The 17,209-nt window shown below is 36.6% G+C and carries 13 protein-coding genes; 4 read left to right on the top strand and 9 right to left on the bottom strand.

Translation table 11 applies throughout. The annotated features are described in order from the left end of the window. Positions 1-44 precede the first annotated feature (44 nt). Entirely contained in the window at positions 45-515 is a 471-nt protein-coding gene (locus tag BD809_RS04035) for an ankyrin repeat domain-containing protein (protein ID WP_148781662.1), read from the top strand. Next, positions 515-1,099, top strand: a complete 585-nt coding sequence (locus tag BD809_RS04030; protein WP_148781661.1) for a hypothetical protein — start codon at positions 515-517, stop codon at positions 1,097-1,099. The genes BD809_RS04035 and BD809_RS04030 overlap by 1 nt, the downstream gene beginning before the upstream one ends. A gap of 3 nt (positions 1,100-1,102) precedes the next feature. On the opposite strand, the gene asnS is transcribed toward BD809_RS04030, so the two are convergent. The 9 genes from asnS to rplM all read right to left on the bottom strand — a co-directional run bounded on the left by asnS (position 1,103) and on the right by rplM (position 12,843). After that, positions 1,103-2,545 (bottom strand): asparagine--tRNA ligase, encoded by a 1,443-nt coding sequence (gene asnS, locus BD809_RS04025; protein WP_148781660.1) that lies wholly within the window; start codon positions 2,543-2,545, stop codon positions 1,103-1,105. A gap of 695 nt (positions 2,546-3,240) precedes the next feature. Next, on the bottom strand, positions 3,241-5,655 hold the full coding sequence (locus tag BD809_RS04020; RefSeq protein ID WP_148781659.1) for an efflux RND transporter permease subunit: 2,415 nt from the start codon (positions 5,653-5,655) through the stop codon (positions 3,241-3,243). Between the two features lie 87 nt (positions 5,656-5,742). Further along, positions 5,743-8,178: a DUF5686 and carboxypeptidase-like regulatory domain-containing protein gene (locus BD809_RS04015; RefSeq protein ID WP_148781658.1), complete on the bottom strand. Its 2,436-nt coding sequence runs from the start codon at positions 8,176-8,178 to the stop codon at positions 5,743-5,745. 88 nt (positions 8,179-8,266) lie between these two features. Continuing rightward, the gene (gene frr / locus BD809_RS04010; protein WP_148781657.1) at positions 8,267-8,830 is read right to left on the bottom strand and encodes a ribosome recycling factor; all 564 of its coding nucleotides are present in this window, start codon (positions 8,828-8,830) and stop codon (positions 8,267-8,269) included. A gap of 43 nt (positions 8,831-8,873) precedes the next feature. Continuing rightward, complete coding sequence (pyrH, locus tag BD809_RS04005) at positions 8,874-9,581, bottom strand: UMP kinase (RefSeq protein WP_148781656.1); 708 nt, start codon at positions 9,579-9,581, stop codon at positions 8,874-8,876. 425 nt (positions 9,582-10,006) lie between these two features. Beyond that, complete coding sequence (gene tsf, locus BD809_RS04000) at positions 10,007-10,831, bottom strand: translation elongation factor Ts (RefSeq protein WP_148781655.1); 825 nt, start codon at positions 10,829-10,831, stop codon at positions 10,007-10,009. Between the two features lie 189 nt (positions 10,832-11,020). Continuing rightward, positions 11,021-11,836 carry a 30S ribosomal protein S2 gene (rpsB, locus tag BD809_RS03995; protein ID WP_148781654.1) on the bottom strand — a complete coding sequence of 272 codons (816 nt, stop codon included), beginning with the start codon at positions 11,834-11,836 and terminating at the stop codon, positions 11,021-11,023. A gap of 165 nt (positions 11,837-12,001) precedes the next feature. Further along, positions 12,002-12,388 (bottom strand): 30S ribosomal protein S9, encoded by a 387-nt coding sequence (rpsI, locus tag BD809_RS03990; RefSeq protein ID WP_148781653.1) that lies wholly within the window; start codon positions 12,386-12,388, stop codon positions 12,002-12,004. Then, entirely contained in the window at positions 12,388-12,843 is a 456-nt protein-coding gene (rplM, locus tag BD809_RS03985; RefSeq protein ID WP_148781652.1) for a 50S ribosomal protein L13, read from the bottom strand. Before rplM ends, rpsI begins: the two co-directional genes overlap by 1 nt. A 276-nt stretch (positions 12,844-13,119) precedes the next feature. On the opposite strand from rplM, the gene BD809_RS03980 reads away from it, so the two are divergent. Further along, positions 13,120-15,819 (top strand): DUF5916 domain-containing protein, encoded by a 2,700-nt coding sequence (locus BD809_RS03980; RefSeq protein ID WP_148781651.1) that lies wholly within the window; start codon positions 13,120-13,122, stop codon positions 15,817-15,819. A gap of 150 nt (positions 15,820-15,969) precedes the next feature. Then, positions 15,970-17,169 carry a serine hydrolase domain-containing protein gene (locus BD809_RS03975; protein ID WP_148781650.1) on the top strand — a complete coding sequence of 400 codons (1,200 nt, stop codon included), beginning with the start codon at positions 15,970-15,972 and terminating at the stop codon, positions 17,167-17,169. Positions 17,170-17,209 lie beyond the last annotated feature (40 nt).

Below are 17,209 nucleotides of genomic sequence, written 5' to 3'. Positions count from 1 at the left end.
GTTCATTTGATTGAGACATATGGCTTCCTTTAATTTCGTAATATATGAATGCAAATGCACTTTTTAACGCTATTAGATCAGAAGAATTACCTGTAGTAAAACAATTGTTGAGTTCTTATCCGGAACTTATTAATGAAAAAGATCAACGAGGGAGTACACCGCTTCTATTAGCCACCTACTACGGACTTGAAGATATCACAAGCTATTTACTGACGCTGCAACCTGATCTCGATGCTCAGGATGCTTCTGGTAATACTGCATTAATGGGTGTTAGTTTTAAAGGACATAAGGCTATAGTCAAAATGTTATTAACTGCTGGGGCATCCGTTAATAAAAAAAATTATAATGATGCTACGGCTCTTATTTATGCAGCGACTTTTGGTCAGAAAGAAATTATTGAACTTCTGCTGGCAAATGGAGCAGACCCTGAATTAAAGGATAATCAGGGGTTTACAGCGGCTATGCACGCGCGTAATCAAGGACTTGATTTTTCCAAACTTCTTACGACTTCCTAGTGGAAAACATAAGCAATATAAAGCCCATTAAATCGGTACGGGTTACCTTGGTGTCCAATTCGCACCGACGTTTGTTATTGCAAAATGCTGGTGTTCTGAGGTTAGAGGATTTTCTTAGCGATAGTATTGATGATGAGGTGATTATTATAAGTACGAACTTCGGGTTAGAAATATACTATTACACAACTGTAGATTATTTTGATTTTATTAGTGAAGCTGTAAAATTTTATTGTTTAAAGAAAACAAATATTGACGATTTGAGGTTTGAGAACAATAATGAAGAGCATCTCGTATATCAGGCATTTTGCGATGCGCTGCTAACTTTTTCACAGTATCCTCAAATTTTTCTTGCCTATAGTAAAAAATTTGTAAGAATCAAAGAACTGCATAGCAACAGCAAGTACATAATTCCGATTCTGGACCGCTATTTTGAAGATGTTTTAAAATATTTAGAACTCAACAGAGTGCTTCCACATTCGGATAAACTAATGAAAATAAGACAAAAAAAATCTCAAGAGTCAGATAGCTATCATGTGATAAAAGCGCTGATTCTTGAGATTTTATCAAAGAAACATAGTAATTAAATGTTAGAACTCTGCATTTAAAGGAGTTCTAGGATACGGTATTACATCTCTAATATTAGACATACCTGTTACAAATAGTACTAAGCGCTCAAATCCTAATCCAAATCCACTGTGAACACAAGTTCCGAATTTTCTGGTATCCAGATACCACCATAATTCTTCTTCGGGAATGTTCAAAGCAGCCATTTTTTCTTTTAAAACATCCAAGCGCTCTTCACGTTGAGAGCCTCCAACGATTTCTCCGATCCCGGGAAAGAGAATGTCCATAGCTCTCACCGTATTTCCATCTTCATTCAGACGCATGTAAAAAGCCTTAATTTTTGCCGGATAGTCAAAAAGAATTACGGGACACTTAAAATGCTTTTCTACCAAGAAGCGTTCATGTTCGCTCTGTAGGTCAGCACCCCATTCGTTTATAGGGTACTTAAATTTCTTTTTCTTATTCGGTTTAGAGTTCTTTAAGATATCAATTGCTTCAGTGTAACTTACACGCTTAAAATTGTGTTCTAAAACAAATTTTAATTTATCACGTAATAACATTTCCTCACGTTCTGCCTGGGGTTTACTTTTGTCTTCTTGGACCAAGCGTTTTTCTAAGAACTCAAGATCATCCTGACAGTTATCAAGTATATATTGAAGTACATATTTTATAAAATCTTCAGCAAGATCCATATTGCCGTCAAGGTCACAAAAGGCTACCTCTGGCTCTACCATCCAAAATTCAGCTAAATGGCGGGAAGTGTTAGAGTTCTCGGCTCTAAAGGTTGGACCAAACGTATATACCTGTCCTAACCCCATTGCGTAGGTTTCTGCTTCAAGCTGACCGGATACGGTTAGATTGGTTTCTCTTCCGAAAAAATCTTTGCTATAATCGATACCTCCTTCTTGAGTGGTAGGTACTTTATTTAGTTCAAAATTGGTTACCTTAAATGCCTCTCCAGCACCTTCGGCATCACTTCCTGTTATTACGGGTGTATTTACGTAATAAAAGTTGTTTTTTTGAAAATACTCATGGATAGCAAAAGACAATTTAGAACGAACTCTCATGATAGCGCCAAAAGTGTTGGTTCTCACACGTAAGTGTGCTTGCTGCCGTAATTTTTCTAAACTATGTTTTTTTGGTGATAATATGGTGAGTTTTAGCTCTTCGGGATCAGCATCTCCTTCAATTGTAATGCTATTTGCTTGAATCTCCACACGTTGTCCTGAGCCTTTACTTTCTACCAAAGTACCCGAAACCGTTACAGCCGCTCCAACCGTAATACGGTCGGTTAATGCCTTGTCAAAGGTGTCATCTTCTAGTACACATTGAATAGTATGAATTGTTGATCCATCGTTGATAGCTATAAATCGATCGTTTCTGAAAGAGCGTACCCATCCTTTAACAACCACCGGCTGTAATAATTTATCGCTTTTAAGTACTTCTATTACTTTAGAATGTTTCATCTTATCACGTTTCTATTTCTTTCTACAAAAATCAATTGCTTTAATTATTAAGCAATTTTAAGGGACGCAAAGATAAATTTTTAATCGGACTGTTGCCTATAGAATTTTAGCAAAATACCCGATGAATTTATGAGGTTGATCTATATGTTATGTGCTATCCATAATCATCATATATATCTAAGCAGCTCCAAATTGTATCTTCTCAAAAAAATCCATGGAAAACATCGCTTTCAATTATGGAAAAAGCGTAAAAATGATGTTATTTGAAAGTAGAATTCTATGCTTTTAGTCTAAATAAGGCGCTTAATAATAAATTTTTAGGTTAAAAGCTTGTACATACCTCTTTATTTTAACTTTCCAACAACCTGCTGATCAGTCGGTTATCTTTCAATTCGAATACATTGCTATCTCCTGATCTGGTTTAAATACAAAAAGGGGGTTTTTCCCCTATGCGAGGTATTTCAGGAACGAACGTACAGCGCTATCTTGCAAATGCAATTACAATAAAGGAATTAAAAAAACTATAACGAGTTTGTGTTTACGTTAAGTTAGTTTGATAGGTTTTGGGGTAATCTATCTTACAAAGGTCCCGTTAGATTTATCTAACGGGGCTTTTTTATATAACAATTGATGGTATCGAACGAGCCTATTTATTATTATCAAAAGAATGAGAACTAGAGAAAATAATCGTTAAGCTAGTTTGACTCCTTAAAATCATCGTCAGAATTAATTTCCTCTTCATTCGGGATGATACGTAAAGAAGGTTCTTTAAGTGTCTTTTTGTTAGCGATACTTCTTTCTAATGAAAGTAAAAGAGAAGGGAGCAACAGTAAGTTGGATAACATGGCGAACAATAAAGTAGTCGAGACTAATCCACCTAAAGCCTTTGTGCCTCCAAAACTAGAAATCATAAAAACCGAAAAACCAAAGAAGAGTACTGTTGAGGTGTAAAACATACTTACGCCTGTTTCTCGTACAGCAGCAAAAACAGATTTGCGTATTCTCCAATGATTTTGCTTGAGCTCTTGTCTGTATTTGGCAAGAAAATGAATGGTATCATCCACTGATATACCGAACGCAATACTAAAAACTAGAATAGTCGATGGTTTAATAGGTACCCCAAGGTATCCCATAAGCCCTGCCGTCATAAGTAATGGTAGTAAGTTAGGTATAAGCGAAATTACAATCATTTTAAAAGAACGGAACATCCAAGCCATAAACAATGCAATTAAAACTATAGCCAATCCAAGGGAGAACACTAAATTCCAGACAAGGTAATTTGTTCCTTTTTGAAAAATTAAAGCTCTACCTGTAAACGTAACTTCGTATCGGTCTTTTGGAAAGATTTTTTCCAATTTGGGTCCTAAGGTAGTTTCAATACGCTCCATTTGCTCTGTTCCAACATCTTTCATAAATGTTGTGATGCGTGCGTATTGACCTGTAGAATCAACATAACTTTTCATGATTCCCGCCTCAGATTCAAAACTCTTGGCATAGGGCAATATAAAATTACGTTCTTGACTTGTGGGTATTTGATAATATTTTGGGTTTCCATTGTAATAGGTCTGCTTTGCATATTTAACGAGACTTACAATAGAAATTGGCTTTGATAGCTCCGGAGTCTCTTCGAGTAAAATTTCCAGTTCTGCCATTCGCTTTAAAGTAGGTAGTTTCAAAACACCCTGCTTTCTCTTGGTATTGATAAGAATTTCTAAAGGCATAATACCATCAAATTCTTCTTCAAAAAATTCGATATCCTGGAAGAAACCGGTTGATTTAGGCATATCTTCCAATAGACTTCCAGAGACTTTTATGGTATAAATACCTATGATACTTGCAATCAAAATTATAATTGAAGCAATATAAATGGTTACTCTTCTGGTTTTTACCATATGCTCCATCCAATCTACAAGACTTTCAATCCAACGTTTCCCCAAATGTTTGAGATGGCGTTCTTTGGGTTGTGGCATGTAACTATAAATGATGGTAATCACTAACAAGCAGAGAATAAAAAGCGCTATGATATTGATAGAAGCAACGATACCAAACTCCCGTAATAACTTACTTTCTGTCAGAGCAAAAGTAGCAAAGCCGGCAGCCGTTGTTACGTTGGTCATAAGCGTTGCGTTGCCAACTTTAGTAATCACTCTTTGTAGCGACTTAGCTTTATTACCGTGTTTTTTAATTTCTTGTTGATATTTGTTTATAAGAAAAATACAATTTGGAATACCAATAACGATTACCAGTGGGGGGATGATCGCGGTTAAAACGGTAATCTCATATTGTAACAATCCTAGGAGACCAAAGGCCCACATTACTCCAATGACTACAGCGGTCATAGAAATGATTGTTGCTCTGACGGATCTAAAAAAGAAGAAAAATATCAACGAAGTAACTAAAAGCGCAGCTAGAATAAAGACTTGAATTTCGTCCATTATATTCTGAGAGTTCATGGTACGTATATAGGGCATACCAGAAACTTTTACATCCATATTGTATTTGGCCTCAAAAGCTTTTACCTTAGGATTGAGAACATCTTCTATGAATTTTTTTCGAACAATTGTATTTACAATATCCTTTTTAAGATACAGAGCACTTTGAACAGTTTTTGACTTCTTACTGTAAACTAGCCCTTCATAAAAAGGTAATTTAGCAAATAATTCTTGCTCATAACGAGCAACCTGTTTTTCTGTATATGAAGTGTCATTTATAAAGTCAACAAGTTCAAATCTGGCTGGGTTATCCTTTTTTTCTAATTTTTTAAGATCACTAAGCGAGATTACAAGATCAATCTCTTCATACTTTTTAAAAGAATCGTTGAATTCATTCCAGGCTTTTAGTTTTGATGGTGTAAATAGTGTACTGTCCTGTATAGCCATTACGATGAGATTTCCCTCTTCGCCAAACGTATCTAAGAACTTTTGATATTGTACGTTTACCTCATGGTCATCTGGTAATAGATTAGCTTCTGTAAAGGAAAATCGCATATTTTTCCATTGAAACCCTAAAAACACAGTTATACCAATGATTCCTAAAAAGATTACCAGTCTGTTACGAAGTATAACTCCTGCTAAAGCATTCCAAAAACCGAAACTAAATAATTTTGCCATCTCCTTTTTTTGCTTGTGCAAATGTAAGGATTGAGCGTTTAATTTTTTTGAAATTTTATAATTTAAAAACCATTTGAAGAAGTTAACTTACAACTTAAGATAAAAAGTGAACTTGAAAGCGATGTTATCTTCAAACTGGGGGAGGGAATAGGCGCCATAACGAAATGCAAAACTTAGTCCAAAACCGGCAATCAGTTTGTTAACTTCGAATCCGGATTCCTGATAACCATGCTCTAAAGATTTAAATTCAATGCCTTGATGTAATTCTTTATCTCGTACCGTGCCAATAGCATGTCGAGAGATTAATACGAGCTCCGGTTGCAGCCAACTGGCAATACGTATTGGCTGAAACGTATGTCTCATTTGAAAGGTTGCCAGTTTGTCACTAAAAAATTCGCTAAAATACATCGTTTCAAAACTGCGTCTACCGGCAACAGAAAAGCGTTGTAAGATTGTTTCTTTGGTTGGGGCATTAGGATAGGCATGAAACAAATGGGTGAGCGGGAGTTCTCCAAAACCAAGATTGCCCTCTAACAAGAAGCTTGTTGTACTCAAGTTTAAACGGTCAATGTTATATTCTGCTTTTAAACCAACTTTAGAATAGGTAAGATCACTCTCAAATACATCAGATATACCTTGCGTATATTGTGCAGTAAATTTGGGATATCCATCATAGATTTCCTTGGTACCACTAGGAGTCTTCAAGAAATTACTAAAAGGACTCCAGCGCAATGCTATTTTAGCTTCGGTATTCTTATAACTGGAACGCCAAATGTCATCTTTTTTATATTGATAATCTTTTGTTTGATCAATCTCACTTAGTGAAATTTGAGTTTCGGAAAGGAGCTTGGGAAATAATTCGTATTGCAAGCTAGTACTGTATGTGCGATGCTTATAATAAAAGTCTATATTTACAAGGCGGGGTTCGAAGAGCGAATAAACGCGACGATCGGTCAAGTATTGAAAACTCCCAACCTCGCTTAAGTCATCTTTAAAATTAAAATTTAGCCAAGCGCCATGCTTTTTATTAAGTAAGATACCACCACCAATTCCATACTTAAATCGATCATCGATAAAACCATATACTGTATATCCTTCGATTCTAAAGCGTTGAGAAAAAGAGGAATTTGTAATACCGCCAAGTCCAAGCCGTAAACCCTCATAATTATTATATTTAATTGGGTAGGTAAGGTCTAAATTAAAAAATCCTAGGGGATAAAAACCTTGGTTAAAACTTTGAATTACATTGATCCTGCGTTCAATATGTTGAGCTTTTACGATGCTGTCAATTACTGGAAACGAGGCTAAATCTTTTTCAGTAATCGCGGCTGTACGATAGCTTTCCCAAAAGACGTTATCTCTGTTTTCTGCTTCGGTGTCAACTAGAATAGCAGGTTGCGTGGCAAGTTCAAGCTTGCTTGGTTCAAAGTTATAATCAAAAAAGTCTGTCTTAGAGAGTAAGAAATCGTCATTGCTTTGTTGGTTATTTTTTTGATCTAAATTTCCTACTGATATTCTGCCTCCAAATAATGAAATTTTCTGTTTTCCGTTTCCTGACTTAATACTAATACTATTGTTTTCAGGAAGCCACAATCCATTATTTTCTGATTTCTTGTACAGATGAGTTGCCTTAATGTCCAGTTCTCCTTTGAGTTCGAGGATTGCCTTTTGGATGGCATATGTCGTGGTGTCTATGTATAGCAAACCTTCTAATCGAGCGATTGATGAAGTTTTTGTGGGTTGAAATAACACAACATAAGCTGGGTGATTTCCATCAAGCGTATCTAATATTTTATAATAATATAGCCTAGAGGACTTCTTGCTTAATGGTCCTGCAAAACGCTCATTAAAAATGGTATACTCTTCTCCATACAGTGAGGAGGATTGAATAGTCTTTCCTAGCACAGGATACACGGGTTGTTCAAAACCTGCCATCTTTGTGCCGAGAACTTTTTGTTTTTCCGGCACATTTTTTTGAACGTAATGTGCTGTAACCTTTTCACTCAGAAAGGAATGCGTTTTATTAAAGATGTTCTCGATGGCAGCATCTGCAGTATCGCGACTCTTGAGGCGAGCAGTTCTGTCTTCTGTAATTTTGAACTTCTCGTACGATTTAAAAGTGTACGCATCAATAGATTTTTTAGGATCATTAATAAGTTTATTTTCTATTGCTTTGGATATGATAGTATGGGCTCTGTTCCCTTCACTGTTTACAGATACGGTGCCTAGTTTTTCGGTCTTTGAGGACATTGAAATTGTAAGATACGTAATAGACGGATCTGTGATTGTTACTTTTTTTTCTAAATATCCTAAATAAGAAACTGTAAGGGTTACTGGTAGGGTTGCTAGAATTGTAAATGAACCGTCAGAGGATGTCATGATGTTAGCTACATTGTTTATGGAGATGGTAGCAAAAGGAAGAGGCGCATTGGTTTTGCTGTCTTGAATTTTTCCGGATAATTGTAACTGCGAAAAAGCCAGTAAATGACAGAAAAAAAATAAACTAAAAAGTTTTATTTGCATTAGGGAATTATATTCTTAATCGGGGTCAATATACAAAAAACCCCTATGTGAAATAGGGGTTTGGGTTGGATTATGATTCTTTTAATATTTATACCGTCATGATCTCTTTTTCTTTAACCATGAGCATGTCATCTATCTTTTTGATATAATTGTCAGTTAGTTGCTGAATATCAACCTCTGTGTTTTTTGCTAAATCTTCAGAAAGCCCGTCTTTCTCTAATTTTTTAATTTCATTATTTGCGTGTTTTCGATCGTTGCGAACACCTATTTTTGTGTCTTCTGCTTCAGCTTTGGCCTGCTTAGCAAGCTCACGGCGTCGTTCTTCAGTAAGTGGTGGAACGCTGATAATAACACTTTCGCCATTATTCATTGGGTTAAACCCAAGGTTTGCAATCAAGATCCCTTTTTCTATTTGCGGAATAGTGGATTTTTCAAATGGTTGAATTGTAATTGTACGGGCATCGGGAGTAGATACGTTTCCTACTTGATTTAATGGGGTGGGGGATCCGTAGTAATCTACCATAACACCACCAAGCATAGCGGGAGATGCTTTGCCAGCTCTGATGTTTAATAATTTTTTTTCTAAGTGTACAAGTGCAGCTTCCATTGATTCTTTGGCAGAAGCTATAATAAAGTCGGTTTCTTCATTCATCTTTTAATGCTTTATTTGAATAATGAGATAATGAGTTTAAAATTTATAGATTGACTTTGGTTCCAATGGGTTCACCAGAAATAATTTTCAAAAGATTCCCTTTTCTGTTCATATCAAAAACAATTATCGGCAGTTCGTTTTCTTGGCTTAAGGTAAAAGCCGTAGTATCCATAACCTTCAAACCTTTGCTCAGAACATCATCAAACGAAATAAAATCAAATTTTGTTGCCTTGGCATCTTTTTCCGGATCAGCTGTGTAAATACCATCAACGCGAGTTCCTTTTAGAATAACGTCAGCATTTATTTCAATTGCTCGCAATACTGCTGCTGAATCTGTAGTAAAATAAGGATTACCCGTTCCTCCACCAAAAATAACCACGCGACCTTTTTCAAGATGACGAATAGCTCTTCGTCGGATAAAAGGCTCAGCTACCTCGTTAATTTTAACAGCGGATTGTAAGCGAGTAGGAATATCTGCATCCTCTAATGCACTTTGTAGCGCCAGACCGTTAATGACGGTGGCTAACATTCCCATATGATCAGCTTGTACGCGATCCATACCTTTACTTGCACCGGCAACACCTCTAAAAATATTTCCGCCACCTATTACCACAGCAACCTCTACATTTTTATCAGTTATTTGCTTAATCTCTTCAGCATATTCGGCTAAGCGATTAGGATCGATGCCATATTGACGTTCTCCCATCAAAGCTTCACCGGATAGCTTTAATAATATTCTTTTGTATTTCATTTTTGAGTGTGAGTGAGATGCAAATATAATGATATTCTCAATTATCAAAATATTTTAACGCTCAAAGGTGTTCATGGAATATTTTGAGTAAGGCAAATAGGGTTATTTCCCACAAAATTAGGGGTTTTTTCCCCTTATTTTTGTATTGTTTATCACTATATTTGCTATAGGGAAATTGAGAATGAGGGAGATAGAGAGGTATGTTGAAAAAATTTATTTCTTTTTTCTTGAAGACATCATGAGTAGCACTGCATGATTGTTTTTGAGGCTAAGTATTTGGTTTTTTGGGATAATAGGGCAGAGATCTCTGAGCTATTGAAGAAAAAGGGATATGTTTTTTCGATGTATTTTAAAAGGAAGAAAAGCCGCATTGTAGAACAAGGCGGCTTTTTAAATGCTTCATAGAAGCGTAAATTGTTTTGTGTCTATCCTAATGCAACACGCTCAAAAGCAACAACCGTTACGTCATTACCAAGTGTTTTTACATAATCGGCTACACTTTGTTTGTTGTCTTTAATAAATGCCTGATTAACCAGGGTATTATCTTTGAAGAAACGTTGGATTTTACCTTTTGCGATATTATCTAACATAGCTTCAGGTTTTCCTTCCTGACGTAATTGATCTTTAGCAATTTCGATTTCTTTATCAACTACGCTCTGATCAACACCATCTTCGTTTAATGCTACCGGATTCATTGCTGCTGCTTGCATAGATACGTCTTTTGCAACAGTTTCTGCACCATCAGCACTTTGAGATAAACCTGTAAGGACAGCGATTTTGTTACCAGCGTGAATATATGATCCGACAAAAGGAGCTTCCAGACTTCTAAAGTCACCTATTTCTATTTTTTCACCAATCACACCAGTTTGCTCAGTCAATTTATCTTGAACAGACATACCGTTAAAATCCTTTGCTAATAAATCTTCTTTTGAAGAAGCAGTTAATGCTAGATCTGCAAGTTCATTTGCAAGTGCAACGAAAGTGTCATTCTTCCCAACAAAGTCAGTTTCACAGTTTAAAGAAACGATTACACCTTTAGTGTTGTCTCCGTTTACTTTTGCGATAACAGCACCCTCTGAAGATTCTCTGTCTGCACGATTAGCTGCAACTTTTTGACCTTTTTTTCTCAATACCTCGATTGCTGTATCAAAATTTCCGTCAGCCTCAACCAAAGCTTTTTTACAATCCATCATTCCGGCACCTGTGGCCTTACGTAATTTATTTACTTCTGCGGCGGTAATCTTAGCCATATCTTTATAATTTTATGTTTTATTTAAAAAAAAGAGTCGTTTAGTCAGTACTACAAAAGTAAAGAACTAAACGACTCATCAATTTTATGGTAAAGTTAGTTTTTCGTGATCAAATCAGGTGTTGAAACACCGTTAAGAGATCAGAAGACTTCTTTACGTATAATCGTTAAATCTCAAATTAACGACGGTCTATTCTTCCTCTTGTTTAGCGTCTTCAGCAACAGCTTTGGCCGGAGCTTTAGCTTTTGCAGGAGCCTCTTTTGGAGCATCTTTAGAAGCTTCTTTTGGAGAATCCTTAGGAGTGTCTTTAGAAGCTTTTCTTTCGCTAAGACCTTCAACAATCGCGTCAGATACGAAAGACATTACCTTATCAATAGATTTAGAAGCATCATCGTTAGATGGAATTACATAATCAACCTGACGTGGGTCAGAATTGGTATCCACCATAGCGAAAATTGGAATGTTTAATTTTTGAGCTTCTTTTACTGCGATGTGCTCACGAGTAATATCTACAACAAATAATGCTCCAGGTAGACGAGTCATATCAGAAATAGAACCAAGATTCTTTTCTAATTTAGCTCTTAAACGATCTACTTGAAGACGTTCTTTTTTAGAAAGCGTATTAAAAGTACCGTCCTTCTTCATTCTATCAATAGAGGCCATTTTTTTAACAGCTTTACGGATAGTAACAAAGTTAGTAAGCATTCCACCAGGCCATCTTTCAGTGATATAAGGTTGGCTAGCTTTATTTGCTTTTTCAGCAACGATTTCTTTTGCTTGTTTTTTTGTAGCGACAAAAAGGATTTTTCTGCCGGATGCAGCTATTTTCTTCAAAGCTTCACTTGCTTCGTCGATTTTTGCAGCTGTCTTATATAAGTTTATGATGTGGATGCCATTACGCTCCATATAGATGTATGGGGCCATGTTAGGATCCCATCTTCTGGTAAGGTGACCAAAATGTACACCTGCATCAAGTAATTCTTTTACTTCGATATTGTTTGCCATTTTTGTAATAGTTTACGTTCTGTTGAATTAGCAATGTTTGAGTGGCTACCAAGTGGTACGGCCTCAAGCATTTAGATGCTAAACTAACCTTTTCCTTTTGTAAGGAACACGCTATACGGCAAAGTATAGTGCATTAAAGTAACAACAAATACTGTTTTTAATAAATTAACGTTTAGAGAACTGGAATTTCTTACGAGCTTTCTTCTGACCGAATTTCTTACGTTCAACCATTCTTGGATCTCTCGTTAATAAACCTTCTGGTTTAAGGATTAACCTGTTTTCTTCGTCTAGTTCGCACATAGCTCTTGAAAGCGCTAAGCGTACAGCTTCTGCCTGACCAGTGATACCACCACCATATACATTTACTGTAACGTCAAATTTATCGTCATTACTAGTCAATGTGATAGGCTGATTCACTTTGTATTGTAAAGTACCTGTAGTGAAATAATCATTAAGATCTTTTTTGTTGATCGTGATTTTTCCAGAACCTTCTTTAAGATACACTCGAGCTACTGCGGTCTTTCTACGACCGATTTTGTGAATAACTTCCATTACTTAAATTCGTTTAAGTTAATAGTTTTAGGCTGCTGAGCATCTTGATTGTGTTCTGCACCTACATACACTTTAAGATTACGGAATAATTCAGCTCCTAATTTGTTTTTAGGCAGCATTCCTTTTACCGCTTTCTCGATTAAACGCTCTGGGTTTTTGTCATACAATTCCTGAGCAGTAAGACTTCTTTGACCACCTGGATAGCCAGTGTGACGGATATACGATTTATCAGTCCACTTTTTACCAGTTAAGTTGATTTTTTCTGCGTTTGTCACGATAATGTTATCGCCGCAATCAACATGTGGTGTGAAGCTAGGCTTGTGTTTTCCTCTCAATAGTTTTGCAACTACAGAAGATAGACGGCCTAAAGTCTGTCCTTCAGCATCAACATGTAACCATTCTTTTGTAACGGTTGCTTTGTTTGCAGATACTGTTTTGTAACTTAATGTGTCCACACTAATTAATTTTACTTATTAAACATTCCATTCCTATCATAAAATAGGGGTGCAAATGTACAATTATATATTTATATAGCAAATAGGTGTCTCATAATATTTTAAGAAGTTGAGTTGTTGGTAATCAGTGCTCTTAATTTGAAATAAAAGAAAATAGTACGATCGTTAAATTTTGCCTCAATCTAATGTTAATTTTTTGTTAACACTGAAGTTATATGTGACAGCCTTACGACCTTGTTGTCTTTACTACATAATAGCATCAATCAAAAAATCATTATGTTACGTAATACGCTAATTCACTGTTTCTTTTTCTTATCTATATGTGGTTTCTCACAATCTAATGACACTATAAAAGTAGTTAAACGCATCTATCAAACGAATTCGATCCAAGATCAAGATGCACCTACTATTGATGGTGTTCTGGATGAAGCAGCTTGGGATCTGGTACCATGGACAGCCGATTTCATTGAAAAAGAACCGGATGAAAACACGCCGCCAAGTCAGCAAACAAAGTTTAAAATAGTATATGATCAGAAGCATTTGTATGTGGGCTTTAGATGTCTGGATACCGAAGCGGATAAAATTGAAAAACGATTGTCTCGTCGGGATGGGTTTCAAGGAGATTGGGTAGAAATTAATTTAGATACCTATCATGATAAGCGTACCGGTTTTTCATTTACCATAACTGCTGCGGGAGTAAAGGGGGATGAATTTATTTCCAGAAATGGAAACAATTGGGATGGGAGTTGGAATCCTATTTGGTATACGGCAACGACCATCGATGATGAGGGCTGGTGGGCAGAAATTAAAATACCGCTAAGTCAATTGAAATTTGGGAAAAGCAAAGAACAAATCTGGGGCTTACAGGTGACACGTAGACTTTTTAGAAAAGAAGAGCGCTCGGTTTGGCAACGTATACCGCAAGATGCGCCGGGTTGGGTGAGTGAATTTGGAGAGTTGCATGGTTTACTTAATATTGAGCCACAAAAACAATTAGAAATTCAGCCGTTTGGCGTTACGCAGTTGGATACCTACGAAGCAGAGGATGGAAATAGTTTTCGGGATGGTGAAGATTTTAAACTGAACGCCGGGATCGATGCAAAAATTGGTATAACTAATGATTTGACGTTGGATCTTACCGTTAATCCGGACTTCGGACAAGTGGAAGCTGATCCGGCGGCCATTGCCCTGGATGGATTTCAAATATTTTTTGAAGAACAGCGTCCGTTTTTTGTCGAGAACAAAAATATTTTTGACTATCGCTTTGCGAATAATGCTGATAATCTATTTTATTCTCGTCGAATCGGTCGTAGTCCTCAGGGAAATATTTCTACCACCGACGATGATTTTGCAGATGTTCCAAAGAATTCAACGATCCTCGGTGCAGCAAAGTTTAGTGGTAAAACTAAGGATGGTTGGTCGATTGGGGTTTTGGAAAGTGTTACTTCGCGTGAAATAGCTACAGTTGAGGATGTATTGGGCAATCGAAGAGAAGCGGTAGTAGAACCACTTACTAATTATTTTGTCGGTAGATTACAAAAAGATTTCAACGAACGTAATACTTATGTTGGGGGGATTTTTACAGGTGTGCATAGGGATTTGGGCGATCAATTGCTTATCGATCTTGATAATCCGGCCTCAGACGAATCTATGGAATTAGTGGGGCTTCGTGAGAATGCTTTGGAATCTTCTTTACGTCAAAGTGCGTATACCGGTGGTTTTGATTTTCGACATAATTGGAAGGATCGAAAATATTTTATTGAAGGTAATATCGTAGCAAGTCATGTCACCGGATCAAAAGAAGCAATAACCGAAACACAAACTTCTATTACCCATCTTTTTCAAAGATCAGATGCTTCTCATGTGGAGGTTGATTCTTCAAGAACTTCACTTACCGGAACCGGAGGTAAGCTTACGGCAGGGAAATCGGGAGGGGGCAACTGGCGTTATGATGGTGGCTTCTATTGGCGTTCACCGGAGTTGGAATTGAACGATATTGGGTTTCTGCGGCAAGCAGACGAAATTCAGCAGTTTTCTAACCTACGGTATTTGTTTCTAAAGCCCACCAAGTTGTATCGAAGAGCAGAGGTTGCTTTCAATCAATTTGCTACATTTGATTTTGAGGGGAATTACAATCGCATACAATATCGTTTGTTTGGATTTATTAATTATAAAAATAATTGGTGGACTGAGGTAGGTTTAGGACATAAACCCAGAATTTATGGTAATACGGTATTGCGAGGTGGACCAAGATGGCGCTTCTCGGATGATAATTATGCTTTTTTATTTTTTGGTTCAGACCGTCGTAAAAAGTTCCATTTTACAGTGGGTTATGATGGATCCAGAGCTGCACATAATGATTATACCTACGATCGATTTGTTGTGCGACTCAATTATCAACCCTTGGATGCCTTAAGCGTTTCTTTTAACCCCGAATTTCAAATAAATAAAGATAAGACTCAATATGTAGCTACAGAGGATTTTGGGGAAACTCCGCGCTATATAACGGGAAATATTGAACAAAATACACTGAGCGCCAGTATTAGAATAAACTATACCATAAATCCTAATCTGACCATACAATACTATGGACAACCTTTTATCTCCAGAGGACGCTATTCAAATTTTAATTACGTAAATAATCCCTTGGCAAAAAAATTGAGTGACCGGATAACATTATATAGCCCTGATCAAGTAAGTACTAGAGATGATGATTATAGTATTGATGAAAATCGTGACGGACTAGAGGATTATGATTTTGATAATCCTGATTTTGCCTTTGTACAATTTAGATCCAATTTGGTGTTGCGATGGGAGTATATTCCCGGTTCAGAAATATTCTTGGTTTGGTCGCAAGGAATAAACGGCGATGGTGATGCTGGTAATAAGCTGTTTAAAAGTTTAGATAATCAGATTTTAGGTCAAAAGCCTGAAAATACTTTTGTTTTGAAAGTGACCTATCGTTTCATATTGTAGCTCTCGTGATAGATTTCTTTAAGGTATGTCCTATGATTATAATTAAAAGAGCTTTATAATAGGAACTTAAACTTAGCTTAAAAGAAGGGGTTAAAGTTTTTTAAAAACCATATTATTAGCTGTATTTTGCGGGACATTTATTTTCTTGCTATGAAGCTTTTTACAACCTTAGGTATTATTGTTTTACTATTAGGATGCACCTCCAAAGAACAACTACCGGAATTCAAAGAAAATCCTGCTGCCAATGCAGTAGACCAGGACAAAAAATCTTTAGACTTCTTCTTAGAGCATTATGATAAATTTTTTACTACAAACTTTAATATTTCTGAATGTCCGGGAGCAGCCGTCGTGATTGTCAAAGATTCTACTGTCGTGTATAAAAAAGGTTTTGGCGTCAAGGAGATCGGCACGCAGGATTCTGTAGATGTTAATACTGTTTTTAGGATAGCGAGCCTATCTAAGGGGGTGACCTCGGTTTTGGCGGGGAATTTGGTAGACCGTAAAGAATTAAAGTGGAATCAAAAAATAAGAAAATCAGTACCTTCGTTCACCTTACGAGATAAAGCACAAGCTAAGCGTTTAACTATTAGTCATACTTTGTCTCATACCACCGGCTTATATAAGTATACAAATACGAAACTTATCCATCGGGGAATGTCATTGCCAAACATCATAGCAAGCTTCAGGAAAAATGGAGTAGTTGCGAAAGAGGGGACGGCTTATGCTTACCAAAACGCTATGTTTTCTGTGGTAGAAAAGGCAATGGAACACGGAACTAATGTGTCGTTTGATGCATTGCTAAGAGAACGAATTTTCTCACCGGCGGGTATGCAAGATGCGTCTACGGATTACAACACCATCAAAAACCATAATAATGTAGCGTTGCCACATCGTTATAATCACTACTCAAAAAAGTATTATTTGACCAGTTTGCACCAAAATTATTATAATGTTATAGCTGCCGGTGGAATTAATGCCTCGATCACCGATATGGGGGAGTATCTCAAAATTTTATTGGGTAACCGACCGGACATCATTAGTAGGGAAAGTTTGGCTGAAATATTCAATCCGGTAATTTGTACGAGTGAAGATGATACCTATGTGAATTTATGGCAAGGGGTTAGTGATTCTTTTTATGCTAAAGGTTGGCGGGTGTTACATTACAATGGGAGGACGATTGTGTATCACGGAGGAAATGTAAATCAGTACAAAGGGCAATTGGTCGTTGATCTTACTAATAACATTGCCATGTGTGTGCTTTTTAATGCACCTAACTCCTATAATGGGCCTGTGGTACCTACGTTTCTAAATTATTATGATTTTTATAAGGAGATGCGAGCGATATTATAGAGTAGCGGTTCTCTATATAATGATTTCAAAAAGGCAGCAA

The organism is Aquimarina intermedia (assembly GCF_008124785.1).
GTDB lineage: Bacteria > Bacteroidota > Bacteroidia > Flavobacteriales > Flavobacteriaceae > Aquimarina > Aquimarina intermedia.
This window is presented reverse-complemented; position numbering and strand designations above follow the sequence as displayed.